This is a genomic window from Burkholderia sp. MR1-5-21 (assembly GCF_053427715.1).
The window spans coordinates 1-19,526 of sequence record NZ_JBSAXD010000012.1 but is presented as its reverse complement, the minus strand read 5'-3'; the positions used below and the strand labels follow the sequence as shown (position 1 = coordinate 19,526).

The following is a 19,526-nucleotide window of genomic DNA, read 5'->3' as shown; positions in this document are numbered from 1 at the left end:
GAGTCGGCGAAAGTCGGCGTCAGACAGGTCAGTGCCCGGGCGTGCCGGTCGTCTGCGTCCGGCCCGGGATCGGCTCCTTCACGCGGTCCTCGACATAGCGGCGCACCGCGCTGGCCGCGACGTCCGCGTCGGCCCCCGCATACGGCACCGGTGCGACGAGATCCTCGGGCCGCGCGAGCATCGTCGCGAGGTTCGTGTAGGTCGCGCAGCCGAACGGCACGCCGGCGCGGCCGAAGCCCGCGTCGACGAGATGCGACGGCTGCATCAGCTTCGCGCAGTCGGGCGGCAGCGCGCGCGCGCCGTCGAAGCCGATCACCGACGCGTCGGGCAGGTTCAGCGGCGGCGGCGCAGACAGGCAGCCCGCGAGCACGAGCGGCAGCAGCGCAAGGACGGTGGGTCGAAATCGCATCGGTGCGCCTCCGGTGTCAGTAAACGAAACCCGCGGCGCCGACGAGGCGCGGCGTGTCGCCCGACATCAGGTCGAGGCCGAGGTTGTGCTGCACGGCGAACTCGAGGTCGCTGCTCGGCCGCGCGACCGTATCGAGCGCCTGCTCGAGCTGGCCGGGCCCGGTCGGCTGCACGATGTACGGCGTGACGATCACGACGACCTCGGTCTTGTTGTCCTGGAAGTTCTTCGACGAGAACAGCCGGCCGATCACCGGCAGGCGGCCGAGCCCCGGGATCTGCGAGACGATGTCGCTCGTCTGGCTCTGCAGCAGCCCGCCGATCGCGAAGCTCTGCCCGCTCGACAGCTCGACCGTCGTCTCGACGCGCCGCACGGTCAGCGCCGGCACCTTGATCCCGTTCGTCGTCACGCTGTTGGTCGGGTCGACCTCGCTGACTTCCGGCCGCACCTTGAGGCTGATCCGGTTCTCGGCGAGCACCGTCGGCGTGAAGTCGAGCGACACGCCGAACGGCTTGTATTCAATCGTGATCGCGCCGCTCGTGTTGCCGCTCTGCGCGACCGGAATCGGAATCTCGCCGCCCGCGAGGAAGCTCGCGGTCTCGCCGGACATCGCGGTCAGGTTCGGTTCCGCGAGCAGCGTGATCAGCCCTTCCTGGTCGAGCGCATCGAGCACGACGTCGATCGACCAGCGCCCCGCCTTGAACCCGCCGAGCACCGAGAACGCGCCCGTCGGCGACAGGTTGAACAGGTTGGTCGTCGGATCGAACAGCGTGCGCCCGTTGAACAGGCCGCCGACGAAGTTGCCGGCCCCGCCGAGCGAGCTCCAGTTGATGCCGAGCTGCTGCACGACGTTGCGATCGACCTCGGTCACGCGCACGCGCAGGTTCACCTGGATCGGGCGCGACAGCGTGAGCCGGTTGACGAGCTTTTCCTTGTCGTGCAGGTACGGCGTGAGCGACTGCATCACCGCGTCCGCGTCGGCCCCGCTCGGCACCTTGCCCGACACCATCAGCGATCCCGGCGCGCCGGACACCGACAGCTTCAGCTGCGGGAACCGGCTGTCGAGCACGCCCTGCAGCGACTGCGTATCGGCCTGCACGATCACCGTCCTGCGCAGGATCGGCCGATGGTTCGCGCCGAGCGCGATCAGCGTCGTCGTGCCGGGCTTCTTGCCGAACACGAACACGGTGCGCGCCGACGGCACCTGAACGTCGGCCACGCTCGGATCCGCGACGAATATCGCGACCGCGGGCTCGGGCAGCGTCAGCATGTCGCCCTTGCCGGTCGCAATCGACAGCGGCGCGCCGGCGTCCTGCGCGCGTGCCGCCTGCGCACACGCGACGCCCGGCGCGATCGCGCAGGCCAGCCACCCCAGAGCGAACCAACGTACCAAGCGCACCATGCGTGTTCCCGTCAACGGCCGGCCGGCGAGCGGCGCGGCCCGATCCGTCATTGTGGCGCGGCCGCCTTGGGCAACTGCGCCGCCGCGTTGGTTGCCGTGTCTGCCGTCGTCGCGCCGCCGGCCTGCGCGCCTTGCGACAGCGGCAGTCCGGGCAATCCGGACGGCAGCGGCGGCCATCCCGGCGTGCCGACGCTGCCGCCGCGCGATCCGTCGTCGACCGTCGAGCCGCGATAGATCACGACCGTGTTGCCCGGCGCCACCGCCCGCGCGCCGCCGTCACGCGCCGCGGCCGGCGCGTGCACGGTATCGCCGGCATCGCGATATGCGCGCGACACGTCGCCGGCCCACACGGGCGCGGCGTCGGGCTCCAGCTCGTCGCCGCCGGCCGGCTGCCGGCGGTCGCTCGTCGCGAAGCTGCGCAACGCGAGCGACAGCGTGCCGAGGCGCGTCGCGACCAGCACGACCTGCGCGGTGCGCGGCGCAACCTCGAGCGTGACCGTGCGCGCACGTGCGGTCGCATCGGTCGCATTGGCCGCGCTGGCCGCCTTGGTCCGCTGGAATTCCGAGCCGACCGCGAGCACGCGCGCGCGCCTGACGACCGTCTCCGCTTCGAACGCGCCCGGCGTGGTCGCGGTGCCGCCGACCTGCTGGGTCAGCAGCACGTCGACGAAGTCGCCCGGCTGGATCAGGCCCGCGTTGCCGGACACGTCGTCGACCGGCACCGAGATCGCGCGCATGCCGGGCTTCAGCGCGGCCGCGAGAAAATCCGGCGCACCGGCCGGAATCACGTTCTCCGCGCGAATCGGCGTGCCCGCGCCGACGCCGTTGCGCAGCAGCGCGCCCTTCAGGTCCGCGCCGGGCTGCGTGTCGACGAACGCGCCGGGCGGCACCTGCGCATGCGGGATGCGCTTCCAGGCCAGATCGTTGTCGCGCAGCAGGAGCCCTTCGGGCAGATCGGCCGCGGCGACACGCACGCGATCCTCTCCCGATGCTTCGGGCGGCTTTCCGGTCGACGCCGCGACATACAGTTCGCGCAGGATGAACGCGCCGATGCCGGCGGCTATGATGATCGCGGCCATTCTCAGCGGTTTGGGCATGGCGGCGCTTGTCTCCCCCGGCTACGTGATCGACGCGGCGTGTTGAAACGACGTCCAGACGGACAGCACGCCGCCCGCGGCCAGCGCGACGCCATACGGCACGCCGCGCACGCCGCTTGCGGCAACCGGATGTGCGGGCGCTGTGCGCCGCTGCCGGATGGCCGCGAGCACCGCGATCGCGCACGCGAGCCCGCTCGCGCCGACGACCGTCAACACAGGAAAGCACCGCTCGGGGCCGGCCCACAGGAACACCGCCGCCGCCAGCTTCACGTCGCCGCCGCCAACCCAGCCGGCGTGGCGGAAGCATCCGAACAGCAGCAGCATCGCCGCGGCCATTGCGACGTGCGCGGCGATGTGCGCGAACGCATCGCCCGCGAGCGCCGCCGCGACGAAATACAGGACAGCGAACGCCAGCACCGCGCGGTTCGACAGTCGCCGCGCGCGCAGATCCTGCGCGGCGAGCGAGGCCAGCGCCACCGTCGCAGCCGACTGCACGAGGTAGAGCATGAGGAGAGCCGTCCTTCGGCGCGCCCCGTCAGGATTCGTCGAATCGTTGCGGATCCGTGCGTTCGTCGGCGGCGCGTGGATCAGGGGATCAGACCAGGCTGGTCACCTTCGCGATCAGCGTCGAGAAGATGCTCGGCAGGCCGCCGGAAGTGCTGCTGAGTATCGTGCCGACGGCCGCCAGCGCAACCACGACGATACCTGCGAGGACCGCGTATTCGAGCGAGCTGACACCGCGCTCGTCGCGCAGCAGGGACTTGACGTATTGCAGCATGACAACCTCCTTCTGACGAGGTCATGGATCGACCGTTGAACGTAATGACGTTGCATTGCTCCGGCGGCATTGCATCCCGATCGCCAGCACGCGATATGTGAACGGCACCTGCATCGGACCGCACACATCCCCCGGATCAACTCGATCGCTGCGACGCGCAGAACGAACCGATTGCACATTTCGGCTTCGTTGGCGCGTCTGTTTCGATGTCGGCCGGCACGATAGCCGACATCGTTTGTTCGTCTAGTGTATAGGCAATTTCCCAGGCGATTTCAAATTATTTAGCGTCAGCATCCAATTATGAATTTCAGGCGCCAGCCATGAATAAAGCCGCATTCCGTAACATGCTGCGAGATCGAACACGAATGCCGAAATGAAAGAATGTAAAAAACCCGCAGTACGAAATCGGTTTCGTTCGCTTGACTGCGCCGCCGATGTGCACCGCCGGATCGCCGGTCCGCGATTCGGCGGAGACTCCGGCGGCGTCTCGCGCCGTATCGTGAATCACGACAGACCGGCGGATGGAAAAATATTCCGATGCGCCGATGTGTTCCACAAGAATGCGGCATCCTTTTCCGGATCGGTTGTCAGCCATCCTGTCGAATTCCGACAAAGATCGCAATCACCTCCCTATCCCGGACATCTCGCCCCAAGCAATATTCCGGCAGTCGGCCTGGCGATTGCTGCACTGCATTCGACCACCGCTTTGCATGCCGATTCGCATACCGGATTTCATGTCGATTAAATGCGTATTTTCCAGTCTCCGCCAATCGATCGGTTATCCGATACAAATCAGCCGAATACGGTTCGCATTCCGCCGTTCACTCCAGCCACACGCCGTCGAACCGGTGCCCGCCGAGCGGCGAGAAGGTGAGCCCGCGCACGCGCTTCGACACCGGCAGCGACACGATCGACGTCGCGATCGGCGTAAACGGCACCTGGTCCTTGAACACCACCTGCGCCTGCTCGTACAACGCGGTGCGCTTCGCGACGTCGGCGTCCTCGCGCGCGCGGTCGACGAGCCGCTCGAAATCCGCGTTGCACCACTTCGACAGGTTGCTGCCATGCACGGCGTCGCAACCGAGCAGCGTGCCGAGCCAGTTGTCCGGATCGCCGTTGTCGCCGGACCAGCCGTACAGGATCGCGTCGTGCTGCCCTTCCCGCTTCGAGCGGCGGTTGTACTCGCCCCATTCGTAGCTGACGATGTTCGCGCGCACGCCGATCTTCGCCCAGTCCTGCTGGATCAGCTGCGCCATCAGCTTCGCGTTCGGGTTGTACGGGCGCTGCACGGGCATCGCCCACAGCGTCAGCTCGAAGCCGTTCGGAAAACCCGCCCGCGCAAGCAGCGCCTTCGCGGCCGCGGGATCATGCGGCGCGTCCTTCAGCCGCGGGTTGTACGACCATTGCGCGGCCGGCATCGGGTTCGTCGCGATTTTCGCGTCGCCGTTGAACACGGTCTTCACGATCGCGGCCTTGTCGATTGCGATGTCGAGCGCACGCCGCACGTCGACGCGGTCGAGCGGCGCATGCTGCGTGTTGTACGCGACGAAGCCGACGTTGAAGCCCATCCCCGAGAACAGCGTCAGCTTCGGATCGCGCCGCACCGTGTCGAGGTCCGCCGGCCGCGGAAACACCGACACCTGGCACTCGCCGCCCGACAGCTTCTGCAGGCGCGTCGCCGGATCCGGCGTGATCGCGAACACGAGATGCGCGAGCTTCACGTCGTCCGGCTTCCAGTAGTCGGGGTTCGCGTCGTAGCGGATCACCGCGTCCTTCTGGTAAGCGCGCAGCTGGAACGGCCCGGTGCCGACCGGCAGCTGGTCGATGTCGGCCTCGCGATGACGCGCGGCGAGCTGCGTCGCGTATTCCGCCGACAGGATCGACGCGAACGCCATCGCCAGATTGCGCACGAACACGACGTCCGGCGACTTCAGCACGAAGCGCACCGTGTCGTCGTCGATCTTGTCGATCCGCTCGATGTTGCGCTCGAATCCGAGGTCGCTGAAGTACGGAAAACTCGTCGGATACGCCTTGCGGAACGGGTCGTCCGCATCGAGCATCCGCCTGAACGTGAACACGACGTCGTCGGCCTGGAACGGCCGGGTCGGCCTGAACCACGCGGTGGTCTGGAACTTCACGCCGCGGCGCAGGTGGAACGTGTAGACGCGCCGGTCCGGCGACACGTCCCAGCGTGTCGCGAGCCCCGGCTCGAGATCGAGCGTGCCGCGCTTGAATTGCACCAGTTCGTTGTAGATCGTGTGCGTGCTCGCATCGAAGTCGGTGCTCGTCGTGTGCTGGCCCGGGTCGAAGCCGGCCGGACTGCCTTCGGTGCAGAACACGAGCGTCTTGCCCGTGACAGGCGCGGCGAAAACGTGTGACGCGGCGCCGGCGAACAGTAGCGACGCGGCAGTGGAACGGATCGCCGCGCGGATCGCCGCAGCGGCAAACGCCTTCAACGGCACGCGATGCGTGGTGGGCCCAACGACAGGAATCTTCATGATGGCAAGGACGAAAGATAAGGAACGTAGTGACGTCGCGTCATCTTCGCGCGCGCCATGCGGATCGCTTACCAATTAATTCGCCATTGCTTATCGTATTGGACAGCAGGGGACAGCATGGGACATGCATCGCTGCCGATGGCAAAACCGCCCGAATCGGCGCAAGGTATCGGGTGCAGGCCGCCGACATCGGCGCCCCGGCCTGCGCCGCCATGCGTCGCGGCGCCCCGCGAACCGCCGACTCCAGGAGCGAACCCATGCCCAGCAGTCCTGACCCGAATACCCGGCCCATGAAAATCCCGGGGCCCGATCATCCGATCACGACCGAGCGCCTCAAATCGCGCGTCGTGGTCACCGTCGCCGGCAAGACCGTCGCCGACACGCGTCATGCGCTGTCGCTGCGCGAGGCCAGCTATCCGGCCGTGCTCTATATTCCGCGCGAAGACGTCGACATGGCGCTGCTCGAACGCACGGACCATACGACTTACTGCCCGTACAAGGGCGACTGCGCGTATTACTCGATCCCGTCCGGCGGCCCGCGCGCGGTCAACGCGGTGTGGACCTACGAGCATCCGTATCCGTCCGTCGATTCGATTCGCGCCCACCTCGCGTTCTATCCGGACCGCGTCGATTCGATCGACGAAATACCCGTCGACCTGCATTGACCGTGCGTGCGACGCGCGATCCGCGGCTTCGCGCGCGTCGCCCGTCATCCGGTATCGCGCAGGCCGGCGCCCGTTCGTCCGGCGGCAGATTTGCATATGCGCAATCGTTGGTTGGAATGCCGTGCGCGCCGGCTTATCGTCGTGGATCTGGCGCGCGCCGGCGTGCTGCACCGATCGTCTGCATCCGGCCCGCGCATCGCCTCTGCCGTCACGCACGGCAGGTTCGCCCGCTCTCCACACGCAGGACGCGTCAATGCACACCAGGACTCCCCCCGTCGAAGCCGCGCCGGCGGACCCCCACCGCCGCCGGCTTCTGCACGGCGCTGCCGCCGGACTCGCGGCGCTCGCCGCACTCGGCCCGCTCAACCCGCTCACGAGCCGCGCGGCCCACGCGCAAGGCGGCGGCACGCGGCTGCGGGTCGGCTTCCAGAAGTACGGCAACTTCGTCGTGCTCAAGGCGCGCGGCACGCTCGAGAAGCGGCTCGCGAGCCAGGGCGTGTCAGTCGAATGGCTCGAGTTTCCCGCCGGGCCGCAACTGCTCGAAGGGCTGAATGCCGGCGCGATCGACGTCGGCACGGTCGGCGAGACCCCGCCGATCTTCGCGCAGGCCGCCGGCGTCGATTTCGTCTACATCGGCAACGAGCCGCCCGCGCCACACGGCGAAGCGATCGTCGTGCTGCCCGATTCGCCGATCCGCTCGGTCGCGCAACTGCGCGGCAAGAAGGTCGCGCTCAACAAGGGATCGAACGTCCACTACCTGCTCGTGAAGGCGCTCCATCACGCGGGCCTCGCGTACACGGACATCCATCCGATCTACCTGACGCCCGCGGACGCGCGCGCCGCGTTCGTGCAGCGCAACGTCGACGCGTGGGTGATCTGGGATCCGTATCTGGCGGCCGCCCAGCGGCAGCTCGATGCGCGCGTGATCGCGGACGGCGACGGCCTCGTGCGCAACACGCAGTACTACCTCGCCGCGCGCAAGTACGCGGCCGCGCAGCCGCAGGTGCTGCGTGCGCTGCTCGACGAAGTGGACGCGGTCGACCGCTGGGGACGCGACCACGTTCCGGACGTCGCGGCGCTGCTGTCGCCGCTCGTCGGCCTCGACACGGCGACGCTCGAGATCGCGCTCAAGCGCACCGGATACGGCGTGCAGCCGGTCACGGAGGCGACGCTCGCCTATCAGCAGAACATCGCCGACACGTTCAGCCCGCTGAAGCTGATCCCCGGCAAGGTGACGGTCGCCGACGCGCGCTAGCCGATGTCAGGCCGCCGCGGCGCGCGTATGCATCACGCGGGGCGACGTCGCGCCGATCCGTCGCCACTCGTCGTAATCGATGACGAGACCGGCCTCGTCGATCGCGATATCCGCCTGGTACGTGCCGCTCGCGTATCGATACCGGTGCGTATCGCGGCGCGTCACCACGCCTGCCGGTAGATCTCCAGCGCGTCGCCTTCCGCCACGTCGCGCGGATTGTTCACGAGCAGGCGCGTCTGCAGCATCGCCTCGGACGCCATCCGCGGCAGATCGCCGTCGCCCACCCCGACCTCGCGCAGCGTGCGCGGGATCCCGGTCGCGACGATCAGCCGGTCGATCTCGTCGATCAGCGCGCGGGTTTTCGCTTCGTCGCTGCCGGTTGCGGCCGGCGCGACGATCGCCGCGAGTTCCGCATACAGCGGCGCCGCGGCCGGCGCGTTGAAGCGCAGCACGTGCGGCAGCACGAGCGCGTTCGACAGGCCGTGCGGCACGTGGAAGATCCCGCCGATCGGGTAAGCGAGCGCATGCACGGCCGCGACGGGCGCGTTCGCGAACGCCTGCCCCGCGAACATCGCGCCCACCAGCATCGCTTCGCGCGCGAGCCGGTCCTGCCCGTTCTCGCATGCCGTCAGCAGGTTGCGCGACAGCAGCGTCAGCGCCTTTTCCGCGAGCATGTCCGACACCGGATTCTTCAGGCGTGCGGACGTGTATGCCTCGATCGCGTGCACCATCGCGTCGATGCCGGTCGCCGCCGTCGCCGCGCGCGGCAGCCCGAGCGTGAGCTCGGCATCGAGGATCGCGACGTCCGCAAGCAGATGCGGCGACACGACGCCCATCTTGCGCGCCTCGCCGACCGTGACGATCGACACCGCCGTCACTTCGGAGCCCGTGCCGGCCGTCGTCGGCATCTGCACGAGCGGCACGCGCGTGGTCGTGACCTTGTCGACGCCGTACATGTCCGCGAGCGGCTGCCGCGCCGGCACGAGCGCCGCGATCAGCTTCGCGACGTCCATCGACGACCCGCCGCCGAGGCCGAGCACGATCTCGGCAGCGGCCTCCACCGCGCGCGCGGTCGCTTCGAGCACCACATGTTCGGGCGGATCGGCGACCACGTCGTCGATCACGGTGACCTGCCAGCCGTGCGCGGCGAGACTTTCGAGCGCCGGCGCCAGCATGCCGCTGCGATGCAGGAACGCATCGGTGACCACGCACAGCCGCGCGAGCGACGGGAATCGTTCGCGCAACAGCGCGCCGAGCTTGCGTGCTGCGCCGAACTCGACGATCAGCGTCGGCACGGTGCGGAATTGAAACGGGTTCATCGAATGTCTCCTGGGTGGATCGTCGCGCCGGGGTCCGGCAGCACGTCGTGGCTGCTTGCGTCGCGGCGATCGGGCAGCGGAATGATCGCCGCTCGTTCGATCCGGTGAACATGCGGCGTTTCCCGACAGGCGTCAAGTACGCGGGTGTCGACGGCGCACCCGGAAATCGGGGTACGGCGGCGTTGCGGGGCGTCGGCGGGGCGTTCCGTTACGTTCCGTTAAAATCCCGCACTTTCCATCTTGACCGGCCCTCCCGCCATGCAACCCGCCTCGCTTGACCGACCCGCTTCCCCCGGCGCCGACGACGCCGAACTCGCGCACGACCTCGTCTACGGCCCCGACGACCGCCCCGCGCCGACGGTCGCCTTCGTCGCCGCCCTGCAGCACCTGCTGGCGATCCTGGTGCCCATCGTCACGCCCGGCCTGCTGATCTGCCAGGCGCTCGGCGTGTCGAGCCGCGATACCACGCTGATCGTGTCGATGTCGCTCGTGATCTCCGGCATCGCCACCTTCGTCCAGTGCAAGCGCTTCGGCCCGCTGGGCGCGGGCCTGCTGATCGTCCAGGGCACGAGCTTCAACTTCGTCGGACCGCTGATCGCCGGCGGCAGCCTGATGGTCAAGCAGGGCACGCCGGTCGAAACCGTGATGGCCGCCATCTTCGGCGTCGTGATCGCCGGCTCGTTCGTCGAGATGGGCGTGTCGCGCATCCTGCCGTTCGTCAAGCGCCTGATCACGCCGCTCGTCACCGGCATCGTCGTGCTGCTGATCGGGCTCACGCTGATCAAGGTCGGCCTCATCAGCATGGGCGGCGGCTACGGCGCGATGGCCAAGGGCACGTTCGCGAGCGCCGAGAACCTGACGCTGTCATGCCTCGTGCTCGGCACCATCATCCTGCTGAACCGGGTGCCGGTCGTCTGGGTGCGCAGCACCGCGCTCGTCATTGCACTGGTCATCGGCTATCTGGCGGCCGCCGCGATGGGCCGCCTCGACTTCACCGGCGCGCGCGAGGCCGCCGTGTTCCAGATCCCGACGCCGCTGCACTTCGGCATCGGATTCTCGTGGTCGCTGTTCGTGCCGATGCTGATCATCTACCTCGTCACGTCGCTGGAAGCGATCGGCGACGTCACCGCCACCAGCAAGATCTCGAAGCAGCCCGTCGAGGGCCCGCTGTGGATGCGGCGCATCAAGGGCGGCGTGCTGGTCAACGGCGCCAACTCGCTGCTGGCCGGCGTGTTCAATACGTTCCCGAGCTCCGTCTTCGCGCAGAACAACGGCGTGATCCAGCTCACGGGCATCGCCAGCCGTCACGTGGGCCTCTGGATCGCGGGCATGCTCGTGGTGCTCGGCCTGTTCCCCGTCGTCGCCGGCGTGCTGCAGGCCGTGCCCGAGCCCGTGCTGGGCGGCGCCGCGATGGTGATGTTCGGCGCCGTGGCCGCTTCCGGCATCAACATCCTCGCCGGCATCCGGCTGGACCGCCGCGCGCTGCTGATCATCGCGGTGTCGCTGGCGCTCGGCCTCGGCGTGGCGCAGGTGCCAGACATTCTGAACAGCCTGCCGCACGCACTCAAGAACGTGCTGGAATCGGGCGTCGCCACGGGCGGCATCTGCGCGCTCGTGATGAACTGGTTTCTGCCGGAACACAAGTGACGCACTGACGGCGCGGCCCGGACGACGGGCCGCGCGGCAAATGACCGCCCCGCCCCGGCGGCTGAATGTCGCGCCGAGCTTCAATCGGGTCGTGTCGACCGAGACGACGACGCCTGCGTTCGGTCAATGGCCCAGACCGGTGCTCGCGATCTGCTGCTCCACGAACTGCGCGAACAGTGTGTGCACGCGCGTCGTCGGATGGAGGTCGTCGGCAAACATGTAGGTCTGGTCGGCATTGGCCGTCACGTAGGTATTCGGCGAGCAGAGCAACGACGTTGCATCGGGCGTCTTTGCAGGATCGCAGGCGACGGCGGTGTTCGAGACGACGAACCCGTTTGCCCGAAAGTTCGCGACGATCTGGTTCACCCATGCATAGGAATCGATCTGGATGACCTTGCCTTGAACGCCGTTGGCCTGCAACGCAGCGTTCAGGTCGTTGTTGAAGTCTTGCGACAACTGGGTCAGGTTCGCTCCGCCGTCGGGCGAGGTGATACCTTTCGGCGACAGCCCGACATTCGGGACGTTGACCACCACGACATGTGTGGCGCCATTCTGCAGAATCTGTCCGACGACCTGAGCCAGTGTCGCTGCCGCCGTCTGGACGGTCTGCGCCGCGGCCGGCAGCGCCCCGGCTCGCAGCACATCATTCGAGCCGGCCCAGACCAGCACGAGTTGACTTGAGTTGAAGCTCCCGTGAGCGGACAAGTAGCTCGAAACCTGCTGATTGACGGGCATTTCGATGTTGCCGATCACGTCGGTCAGAAAGTCGTAGAGGTTGGCCGGCGTTGCGACCGTCGCGCCGCCCTCTGCATAACCGAGCCCGCCTTGCGCACTCAATTTGTGAGTGACGTCGATCGTAAATGCCGCAGTCAGCGTGTCGCCGTAATACTGCGCGACATCTTGCGTCCACACTTGCCCGGGGTTGGTCGTAAAACGCCCGCCACCCACCACGCTCGCGATCGGCGCATAGGTCCCGACATCCGACAGGCTGTCGCCGAACGACACGACTTGCAGGTGAATGCCGCCCGGCGGCGTGGCCGAACTCGCGCCGCCACCCGATCCGTCTCCTCCACCGCCGCACGCGGCAAACAATGAAATCGCGACGGCCAGCATGGCGCCGCGCAACGTGTGATGGATTCCCTGCATGGCTACTCCTCCGGCGCGCGGCGAGCGGCGAGCGCATCGCGCTCGCGCGGCAGGGTCGTCGCCAGTTGACCCATCGAACTTGCGATGCGCGCGACGTGCCGGAGCGAGGACGCGCTGTCGCCCCGATTTCGTCCCATCAGCAGGCACCGAAGTGGCGTCAGGGTCGCAAGGCAGCGTCGATGGTGTCGGCGTAGATGCAGCCGGCATTGCTACAGATTAGTCGAACTTATCGGGGTACGAAGAAGGGACGCGGCCGTTCCGATAATCCGCCGACTTTCGCTACCCGCGCCATGACGCTCAGCAAATCGACGTATCAAGCGCGTAAGGGCCTTTTCGCAAGCGTTTCATGATGAAATTCGTGCAGGTGCGCAATTTCGGCGACGTCTGCAATTTGGCTGCGGTAACAGCCCAGACGTTCGCCTCCTGCCGGTACTCGGGGAGAACCCGCACAAGCTTGCCGGACTTGAGCGCGGGGGCGACGTCCCAGCCGGCGAGGAGGATGATTCCCAGCCCGGCAAGGGCCCAGTTGCTCACGATATCGCTGTGGTTCGAGCCAATTGAACCCGTCACCTTGACCGACTCGGGTCCCTGAGGACCTTGGAGCCGCCAGACGCCGAATGTCTGGTGTCTTTCGCGATAGAGCAGGCAATTGTGGCCTGCCAGTTCGGCAACCGACTTGGGCGCCCCTCGCTTGGCAATGTATTCGGGGGCCGCACAAAGCACGCGCGCATTCTCGACAACCAGATGGGTGACCAGGTGCGGCTCTGACACCTCACCCATGCGAATATCAATGTCGAAATCCTCGGCCAGCAGGTCGACGCGTCGGTCCATCAGCTCAAGCCAGATTTCCAGCTCGGGATGCGCCCGATGAAGTTCTGCAAGCACTGGCGACAAATGATTGCGGCCAAGGCGCAGGCTCGAGCTGATACGCAATTGTCCCGATAGCCTCGTGTCCGTTCGCGACACGCTGTCGTTCAACCCGTCGACCGCCTCCAATACCCGGCGCGCCCACGCGTACGCCGCCTCTCCGGAATCGCTGATGCGAACACGCCGTGTCGTTCGGTGAAACAGGGTCACCCCGAGCGCTTTCTCCAAGTCAGCGACCCGCTTGCTGACGTAGGCCGGGGAAATCCCCAGTTCGGTCGCCGCAGCGACGAAGCTCGAGCGCCGAGCCACTGCACAGAAGACTTTCAGGTCGATGAGGTCCCAATCATTATTCACGATTTGGAATGATTGAAGTGAACGATGCACGCATTGTAATCGCAACAGTTGACTTTAATCTCTGCCTCACGACGAAGCCGCGCGTCGTAGTTCGCGGTTCTTATAAACGGAGACAGGCATGGAGCATCAACGCACCGTTACGGGTACGGGCGACGGAGCGCACCCGACTCGCCAAACGCGAAGGGCCGCTGCGAGCGGCTGGATAGGATCAGCGCTCGAATACTACGACTTCTTTATCTACGCGACGGCCGCGTCGCTCGTCTTCCCGCAAATCTTCTTTCCGAAGGGTAACCCTACCGTCGCCATCGTGGCATCTCTGGCCACCTATGGTGTGGGTTACGTGGCACGTCCGATTGGTGCGTTCTTCCTCGGTCATTTGGGTGACACGCATGGCCGAAAGAAGGTGCTCCTCGTTTGCATGTTCCTGATGGGCTTCTCGACGATGGCTGTAGGTCTGCTGCCGACATATCAGCAGGCCGGTGTCCTCGCACCCACGCTGCTCGTCATCACGCGCCTCATTCAAGGGTTCGCGGTTGCAGGCGAAATCTCGGGCGCAGCTTCGATGATTCTCGAACATGCGCCATTCGGACGCCGAGGCTATTACGCGAGCTTCACGCTTCAAGGTGTGCAGGCGGGACAGATTCTCGCCGCCGCAGTATTTCTCCCGTTGGCTCATTTCATGCCGGAAGACGCATTCAACACCTGGGGTTGGCGCATCCCATTCCTGCTGAGCGTCATGGTTGTCATTGCCGGCTACATCATTCGAAGGAAAGTCGAAGAGACCCCCGCGTTCCAGGAAGAAGGAGACCAGCACGCCGTACCGCGCTCTCCAATCGTCGACGCCTTCAAGTACAGCTGGGCCGACATGCTTCGTGTGGTTGGCATTGCGCTCATGAACGTCATCCCGGTCGTGACCACGGTGTTTGGCGCCGCGTACGCAGTCCAGCCTGGCTATGGCATCGGATTCGCCAAAGACATCTATCTCTGGATTCCTGTCCTGGGCAACATCGTCGCCGTGCTGGTCATTCCTTTTGCCGGCAACCTCTCAGACAAAGTCGGACGGCGGCCCCTCGTTATCGTGGGTGCGCTTGCCAGCGGGTTGCTGTCTTTTGCCTATCTGTACGCCATCAGCATCAAGAGCGTTCCGCTGGCAATCGGTATGTCGTTGCTGATGTGGGGCGTCGTCTATCAAGGCTACAACGCAATCTTCCCGAGCCTGTATCCGGAACTCTTCCCGACGCGTACACGAGTCACTGCCGTCGCAATTGCCCAAAACATCGGCACTGCACTTACCGCGTTTCTGCCGGCGCTGTTCACTGCGGTTGCGCCTCCAGGCGCCACCGGCATTCCAATGTCCATCGGTGCAATCACCCTGGTCATCACGATTGGGGCGGCCGTCGCAGCATGGAGCGCTCGCGAAACGTATCGACTCCCGTTGAACGATTTGGGCAAGCCTGACGCGACCCCGATGGGGAAATCCGAGTACCGAGAGGTCCGCCTGCAGGTGCTTGAGCAATCGCGCACCTGAGCGCCATCCATTGAGGAGCAACAAGCATGAGCAAGACTCGAATTGCCGTAGCCGGTGCCGGTTATATCGGACAGGCACATATTGGCGCAGCCGTCGAAAGCAACACCTGCACGCTTTCGGCTATCGTTGACCCTTCGCCCGCTGCGAAGGCGTTGTCAGAAAAAGAGAAGGTGCCTCTGTACGCATCACTTGAGGAGCTCTTCGCGAAAGACAAACCCGATGGCGTTGTTGTTGGCACACCCAATCAGCTTCACGTCGCGCACGCGATGCAGTCCCTCGAAGCAGGGGTGCCAATGTTGCTTGAGAAGCCCATTGCGCCGACCGTCGCCGAAGCCGAAGCACTCGTGAAGGCCAGCGAGCAAGCAGGCGTGCCGATCCTGATTGGTCACCATCGGGCCCATAGCCCAATCATGGCGAAGGCTCGTCAGGTCGTAGACTCCGGCGTCCTCGGGCGTCTGGTTGCGGTGACTGGCAGCGCAATGTTCGTCAAGCCGGACCACTACTTCGTCGATGCCCCCTGGCGTCGTGAAATGGGCTCGGGTCCGATTCTGCTGAACATGATTCACGAGGTACACAACCTCCGCATGCTCTGCGGTGACATCGTCGCCGTGCAAGCTTTCAAGTCGCATGCGACTCGCGACTTCCCGGTAGAAGACACGGTTGCTATCAACATTCGCTTTGAAAGCGGAGCCCTCGGTACCTTCATGCTTTCCGACACGGCAGCCAGTGCACGCAGCTGGGAACAGACGTCACAGGAAAACAAGGCCTACCCGACCTACGACGACGAAGACTGCTATCTCGTCGCGGGCACAAACGGCAGCCTGGCAATTCCGACCATGCGCCTGAAGACCTATCCGCGTCACGAGGACCGCTCCTGGTGGAAGCCGTTCGAGGTGGGCTTGGTCGGCATGGTACGCGACGACCCCATCAAGCATCAGATGGAACATTTCGCTGCGGTTGCACGCGGTGAAGTGGCTCCCCTGGTCTCGGCCCGCGACGGCCTCAAAAATCTGCGCATCACCGAAGCCATCGTCACTGCAGCAACGCAAGGCACTGTGGTCGAACTGCCGCGCGACTGAAACCTATCTTTGAAGAGAGATTGAAATGAAAGTGCTCATGCTCCACGGCATCAACCACAAGATGTTCGGCAAGCGCGACCCGGTTCAATACGGAACGATTACGCTGGCTGAAATCGACGATAAGCTCAAAGCGCTGGGCATCGAGCTGAACGTCGAAATCGAGAGCTTCCAGACGAACCACGAAGGCGAGATGTGCGAGCGTATCCACAAGGCGTTCACTGACGGCGTAGGTGCCGTGCTCATCAACGCTGGCGCGTGGACCCACTACAGCTATGGCATCCGTGATGCGCTGGCAATCCTCACGGTACCTGTCGTTGAAGTGCACATGTCGAACATTCACGCTCGCGAAGCATTCCGGCATCACTCGGTCTTCGCAGAAGTAGTGAAGGGACAAATCTGCGGCTTCGGCGTCGACAGCTATCTGCTCGCGCTTCGAGCGGCCGTCTCGGCGGCGAATTGAGTTGGAAGCGGTTCTGACTCATCGTGCAAACCTGCTCAAGACACCCTACAACTGAGTCTCCAGCTTGACCTCATTCAACGGGCAAGCGACTTTGGCGTCGCGCGATTCAATTCGCACGACGCTTTTTCTGTTGGCGAAGCAGGAAGCCCAACAGACATCCCAATTCTCATGTGGGCACCTGCGGTTCAGGCGGCAGCAATCACGAAGTCCGATTTCAGGACTGAATACGGACGCGGGTCCCGCACACGTGCATTCAGTCGCTTCGCGTCGGGCAGTCTGCACGGTTCGGTCAGAACAGCCCGTTGCGGGCGTCTCCACCGGCTTGGTAGTTTTGATTGTTTTGGTCCGGATTGCGGTTGACCAGCGGTCGCGCATAGAGCGGATGGTGCAAGCTCCGCACTTCATGTTCGAGCTTGAAGCAGCTGTCGCCGGTGTCGATATCGACAATGTCAGCAAAACGGTATTGACAGGGCTCTTCACCGTACACCAACTCGCGCTCAGCTAGCCACGCGTACGGCTGAGAGAAGTTTGAGACATAGATTTGAATGTGATGGCCGTCATATTCCGCGTCCGCCTGCGGCGCCTCGGCGAAAATCAGTTGCTGACGCGTCCCCGCCGCGACCACGGCCTGTCGCGAACCGTTGACATCGCGCACGGCGACGGACGCATTGAACGCCTGTCGATAAAACGCAGCAATCTTGAGTGCGCGACCGACCGGTACATCGAATTGAACGTATGCGATGCCGAGGTCGACGGCAGCCCACGGTGCGTCACCATCGCATGCCTGAGGAAGCAGGCAGTCGTATCGGTTTCCCCAGGGACAGGTAACTTCCACGCGGTCCTGATGCTCTGTCCAGCCGAACGCGGTGCCGTCGAGCGTGGGTTGAACTGCCTTCAGGCGAGCAATCAGAGCGTCGCGCTCGCCCACGACCAACGCGACCCGGCCGCGTAGGCGTTGCGCTTCACCGTGAGGCAAATGAATCTGCGAACGACCAACATTTACCCACATGTTGGTCACCCCCGTCATCATGTACGGGTCGCGAGTCAGCCCGAGGCCGGTAATGTAGAAGGCAGTGGCGAGCCGCTGGTCCGGTATTCTCAGATTGACGTGTTCGAGCAGGACCAAATTGCCGGTATCTTGCCTCGCGTAGTCGGAACGCTGCATTTGCTCCCCCCTCATTTCGATTGCTCCGGCTGACCGGACGGCTCTCGCCAGCAAACTATACGCTCTCCATATCTTCACACTTTCCAGAGCGAATGCTGCGGGCAATCGGTTCCAACGTTGCGATGGTATCAAGAGACTCGTCTTCCGAGCTTCCTGTCCAGAACGCGGGACCGTGAGCAACCCGTTGCGCGAAGCTCTCTGCTTCTGCCAGAAAGCCGTTGTTCCCTGTGATAGCAATAGTCTCCCGCTGTGTTGCGTACGAAACTCCACGGCGCAGATGAATCTCCGCCGGACCTCCGTCTGGCGGGCTGTTCAGGACGTGGTCTCCAGAGTGCCTCCTTCATGCGAGCGTGAAGTTGCTTGCCGTCCATCGTGGCGCAGGGCACCGTCCAGTGTGGCCTATCAGGGCGTTGAATCAATACCGCATCGCAGGGGCGCAACCGCTCAGTTCGCGCCGTCGCGAACAAGTGATCGCTCCCCGCATATGTCCCCTCTTGGTCCGAAGTCGGACTATGCGTTCGGGCGACCGCGTGCATTCGCTCCGGATTTCTCGCTTCTTGTGGCACGAAGCGCTCGCCCTTTCGCTTTCTACGTCACGCCGGGGGTTGCGGACCTGAGAGAATCCTGAGACGAATCCAACATCCGCATAAATTCGGCCTGACGTCAGACTTCCAAACGGTGAATGTCGCCGTCGGCACTGTGGTGCGGCTTGTTTCTCATTTCTATCCATGGGCCAATGGCTCCGCAAGCGCGCCCCGGACGACTGTCCGCAATTCGGACGGTACATTGGGAGCGGCCCCCGCGATGGAGGGCCGCGTGCAACACGTACTTTGCCGACGCCCCGATCATTGGGACGCCCTTCCGTACCGAATCCGATGTGGATTACACTCGCCCATGCCGTGCGAATCTTCGGTCCCTATCGCTCGCTCACTGGTCAAATGGCTCATGAGATTCAGCGTGTCGAGAATCTGCTATGTGCCCGCTAACACGCCATATAGACCCACATTACCCCCATCGTTCGGTCCGTATTTCGATGATCTACGCGCTTGCGAGGTCGATATCGGCGATGCGCTGTTCACGTTTCGACACAATGTCCAAAGCGGCCCCCTTTTGCCAAGACAGTGTTGCCAATTCGGCCAGTTCCAGCGCGTCTACGCCATCCTGAATCGTCGTTCGTACAGGGGATCCATGGACCAGTGCGTCGACGAAATGGGCGATTTCCGCGGCATACGCCTGCCGATAGCGCTCGAGAAAGAATGGCTCCGGAACGTCGATCGCGATGCCACCGGCTGACCATGCCGTCACCTCGGTCGGCTTGACATTGCCTGCCTGCAACATGCCCTTGCTTCCGAGTACTTCGAAACGCTGATCGTAACCATAGGCGGCCCGCCGCGACGTATTGATCTGGCAAAGCAAGCCGCGTCGCGTACGAATCGTCACGGCCGTCGAGTCGATATCTCCAGCCGCCAGTACTGCGGGATCGGTCAGGCAGCTTCCCGTCGCGTGCAGCGTCTCGGCTTCGTCGCCCAGAATCCAGCGGAAGACGTCGAGATCATGGATGAGCATGTCCTTGAATATCCCGCCCGAACTCTTGATGTAGTCAACCGGCGGTGCGCCGGGATCACGGCTTGTGATGATCAGCATCTCGACATCACCGATCTCGCCTTGTTCGATGCGCGCCTTGACAGCGGCGAATGTCGGATCGAAACGCCGCTGGAAACCGATCATGCAGGCGACACCCGCGCGTTCGGCGGCCGCCGCGCTCTCGCGGGAACGCTCAACAGTCAGGTCGACGGGCTTTTCGCAAAACACGGCTTTGCCGGCGCCGGCGGCCCGGATAATCAGGTCCGCATGCGTATT

19 protein-coding genes are annotated in these 19,526 nt (G+C 64.7%); 7 read left to right on the top strand and 12 right to left on the bottom strand.

The genetic code is table 11. The features are described from left to right. Positions 1-28: 28 nt before the first annotated feature. From ACV229_RS17710 to ACV229_RS17690, 5 genes are all read right to left on the bottom strand, one after another. Complete coding sequence (locus ACV229_RS17710; RefSeq protein ID WP_448084409.1) at positions 29-409, bottom strand: CpaD family pilus assembly lipoprotein; 381 nt, start codon at positions 407-409, stop codon at positions 29-31. Between the two features lie 16 nt (positions 410-425). Continuing rightward, entirely contained in the window at positions 426-1,808 is a 1,383-nt protein-coding gene (locus tag ACV229_RS17705) for a type II and III secretion system protein family protein (protein WP_448084408.1), read from the bottom strand. 47 nt (positions 1,809-1,855) lie between these two features. Further along, the gene (cpaB, locus tag ACV229_RS17700) at positions 1,856-2,905 is read right to left on the bottom strand and encodes a Flp pilus assembly protein CpaB (protein ID WP_448084407.1); all 1,050 of its coding nucleotides are present in this window, start codon (positions 2,903-2,905) and stop codon (positions 1,856-1,858) included. A gap of 21 nt (positions 2,906-2,926) precedes the next feature. Further along, a complete protein-coding gene (locus ACV229_RS17695; protein WP_448084406.1) occupies positions 2,927-3,412 on the bottom strand; it encodes an A24 family peptidase in 486 nt (161 codons plus the stop codon). A gap of 88 nt (positions 3,413-3,500) precedes the next feature. Further along, the gene (locus tag ACV229_RS17690) at positions 3,501-3,683 is read right to left on the bottom strand and encodes a Flp family type IVb pilin (protein ID WP_448084405.1); all 183 of its coding nucleotides are present in this window, start codon (positions 3,681-3,683) and stop codon (positions 3,501-3,503) included. 373 nt (positions 3,684-4,056) lie between these two features. Here ACV229_RS17690 and ACV229_RS17685 point away from each other — a divergent pair, with 373 nt between their 5' ends. Then, positions 4,057-4,428, top strand: coding sequence for a hypothetical protein (locus tag ACV229_RS17685; RefSeq protein WP_448084404.1), 372 nt, complete (start codon positions 4,057-4,059; stop codon positions 4,426-4,428). Positions 4,429-4,504: 76 nt separating this feature from the next. Here ACV229_RS17685 and ACV229_RS17680 read toward each other — a convergent pair whose 3' ends face one another. After that, a complete protein-coding gene (locus ACV229_RS17680; RefSeq protein ID WP_448084403.1) occupies positions 4,505-6,181 on the bottom strand; it encodes an ABC transporter substrate-binding protein in 1,677 nt (558 codons plus the stop codon). Between the two features lie 257 nt (positions 6,182-6,438). On the opposite strand from ACV229_RS17680, the gene ACV229_RS17675 reads away from it, so the two are divergent. Both ACV229_RS17675 and ACV229_RS17670 read left to right on the top strand, forming a co-directional pair. After that, a complete protein-coding gene (locus ACV229_RS17675) occupies positions 6,439-6,846 on the top strand; it encodes a DUF427 domain-containing protein (protein WP_448084402.1) in 408 nt (135 codons plus the stop codon). 253 nt (positions 6,847-7,099) lie between these two features. Beyond that, positions 7,100-8,101, top strand: coding sequence for a sulfonate ABC transporter substrate-binding protein (locus ACV229_RS17670; RefSeq protein ID WP_448084401.1), 1,002 nt, complete (start codon positions 7,100-7,102; stop codon positions 8,099-8,101). A 6-nt stretch (positions 8,102-8,107) separates the two neighbouring features. Here the strand turns inward: ACV229_RS17670 and ACV229_RS17665 are convergent, their stop codons facing one another. Together ACV229_RS17665 and ACV229_RS17660 are read right to left on the bottom strand one after the other, a co-directional pair. Then, on the bottom strand, positions 8,108-8,269 hold the full coding sequence (locus tag ACV229_RS17665) for a hypothetical protein (protein ID WP_448084400.1): 162 nt from the start codon (positions 8,267-8,269) through the stop codon (positions 8,108-8,110). Next, on the bottom strand, positions 8,263-9,420 hold the full coding sequence (locus ACV229_RS17660; RefSeq protein WP_448084399.1) for an iron-containing alcohol dehydrogenase: 1,158 nt from the start codon (positions 9,418-9,420) through the stop codon (positions 8,263-8,265). The genes ACV229_RS17665 and ACV229_RS17660 overlap by 7 nt, the downstream gene beginning before the upstream one ends. Positions 9,421-9,678: 258 nt before the next feature. Here ACV229_RS17660 and ACV229_RS17655 point away from each other — a divergent pair, with 258 nt between their 5' ends. After that, the gene (locus tag ACV229_RS17655; protein WP_448084398.1) at positions 9,679-11,067 is read left to right on the top strand and encodes a uracil-xanthine permease family protein; all 1,389 of its coding nucleotides are present in this window, start codon (positions 9,679-9,681) and stop codon (positions 11,065-11,067) included. 123 nt (positions 11,068-11,190) lie between these two features. Here ACV229_RS17655 and ACV229_RS17650 read toward each other — a convergent pair whose 3' ends face one another. Together ACV229_RS17650 and ACV229_RS17645 are read right to left on the bottom strand one after the other, a co-directional pair. After that, on the bottom strand, positions 11,191-12,213 hold the full coding sequence (locus ACV229_RS17650; protein ID WP_448084397.1) for an SGNH/GDSL hydrolase family protein: 1,023 nt from the start codon (positions 12,211-12,213) through the stop codon (positions 11,191-11,193). A gap of 297 nt (positions 12,214-12,510) precedes the next feature. Beyond that, a complete protein-coding gene (locus ACV229_RS17645; RefSeq protein ID WP_448084396.1) occupies positions 12,511-13,434 on the bottom strand; it encodes a LysR substrate-binding domain-containing protein in 924 nt (307 codons plus the stop codon). 118 nt (positions 13,435-13,552) lie between these two features. Here ACV229_RS17645 and ACV229_RS17640 point away from each other — a divergent pair, with 118 nt between their 5' ends. The 3 genes from ACV229_RS17640 to aroQ are packed head-to-tail and all read left to right on the top strand — an operon-like array spanning position 13,553 to position 16,501. Continuing rightward, entirely contained in the window at positions 13,553-14,962 is a 1,410-nt protein-coding gene (locus tag ACV229_RS17640; RefSeq protein WP_448084395.1) for an MFS transporter, read from the top strand. Positions 14,963-14,988: 26 nt separating this feature from the next. Further along, positions 14,989-16,041, top strand: coding sequence for a Gfo/Idh/MocA family protein (locus tag ACV229_RS17635; protein WP_448084394.1), 1,053 nt, complete (start codon positions 14,989-14,991; stop codon positions 16,039-16,041). Between the two features lie 25 nt (positions 16,042-16,066). Beyond that, positions 16,067-16,501 (top strand): type II 3-dehydroquinate dehydratase, encoded by a 435-nt coding sequence (gene aroQ / locus ACV229_RS17630; protein ID WP_448084393.1) that lies wholly within the window; start codon positions 16,067-16,069, stop codon positions 16,499-16,501. A 289-nt stretch (positions 16,502-16,790) separates the two neighbouring features. Here aroQ and ACV229_RS17625 read toward each other — a convergent pair whose 3' ends face one another. Next, the gene (locus ACV229_RS17625; protein WP_448084392.1) at positions 16,791-17,666 is read right to left on the bottom strand and encodes a VOC family protein; all 876 of its coding nucleotides are present in this window, start codon (positions 17,664-17,666) and stop codon (positions 16,791-16,793) included. Between the two features lie 1,038 nt (positions 17,667-18,704). Beyond that, the coding region (locus tag ACV229_RS17620; RefSeq protein WP_448084391.1) for a Gfo/Idh/MocA family oxidoreductase at positions 18,705-19,526 on the bottom strand (822 nt) is incomplete at its 5' end.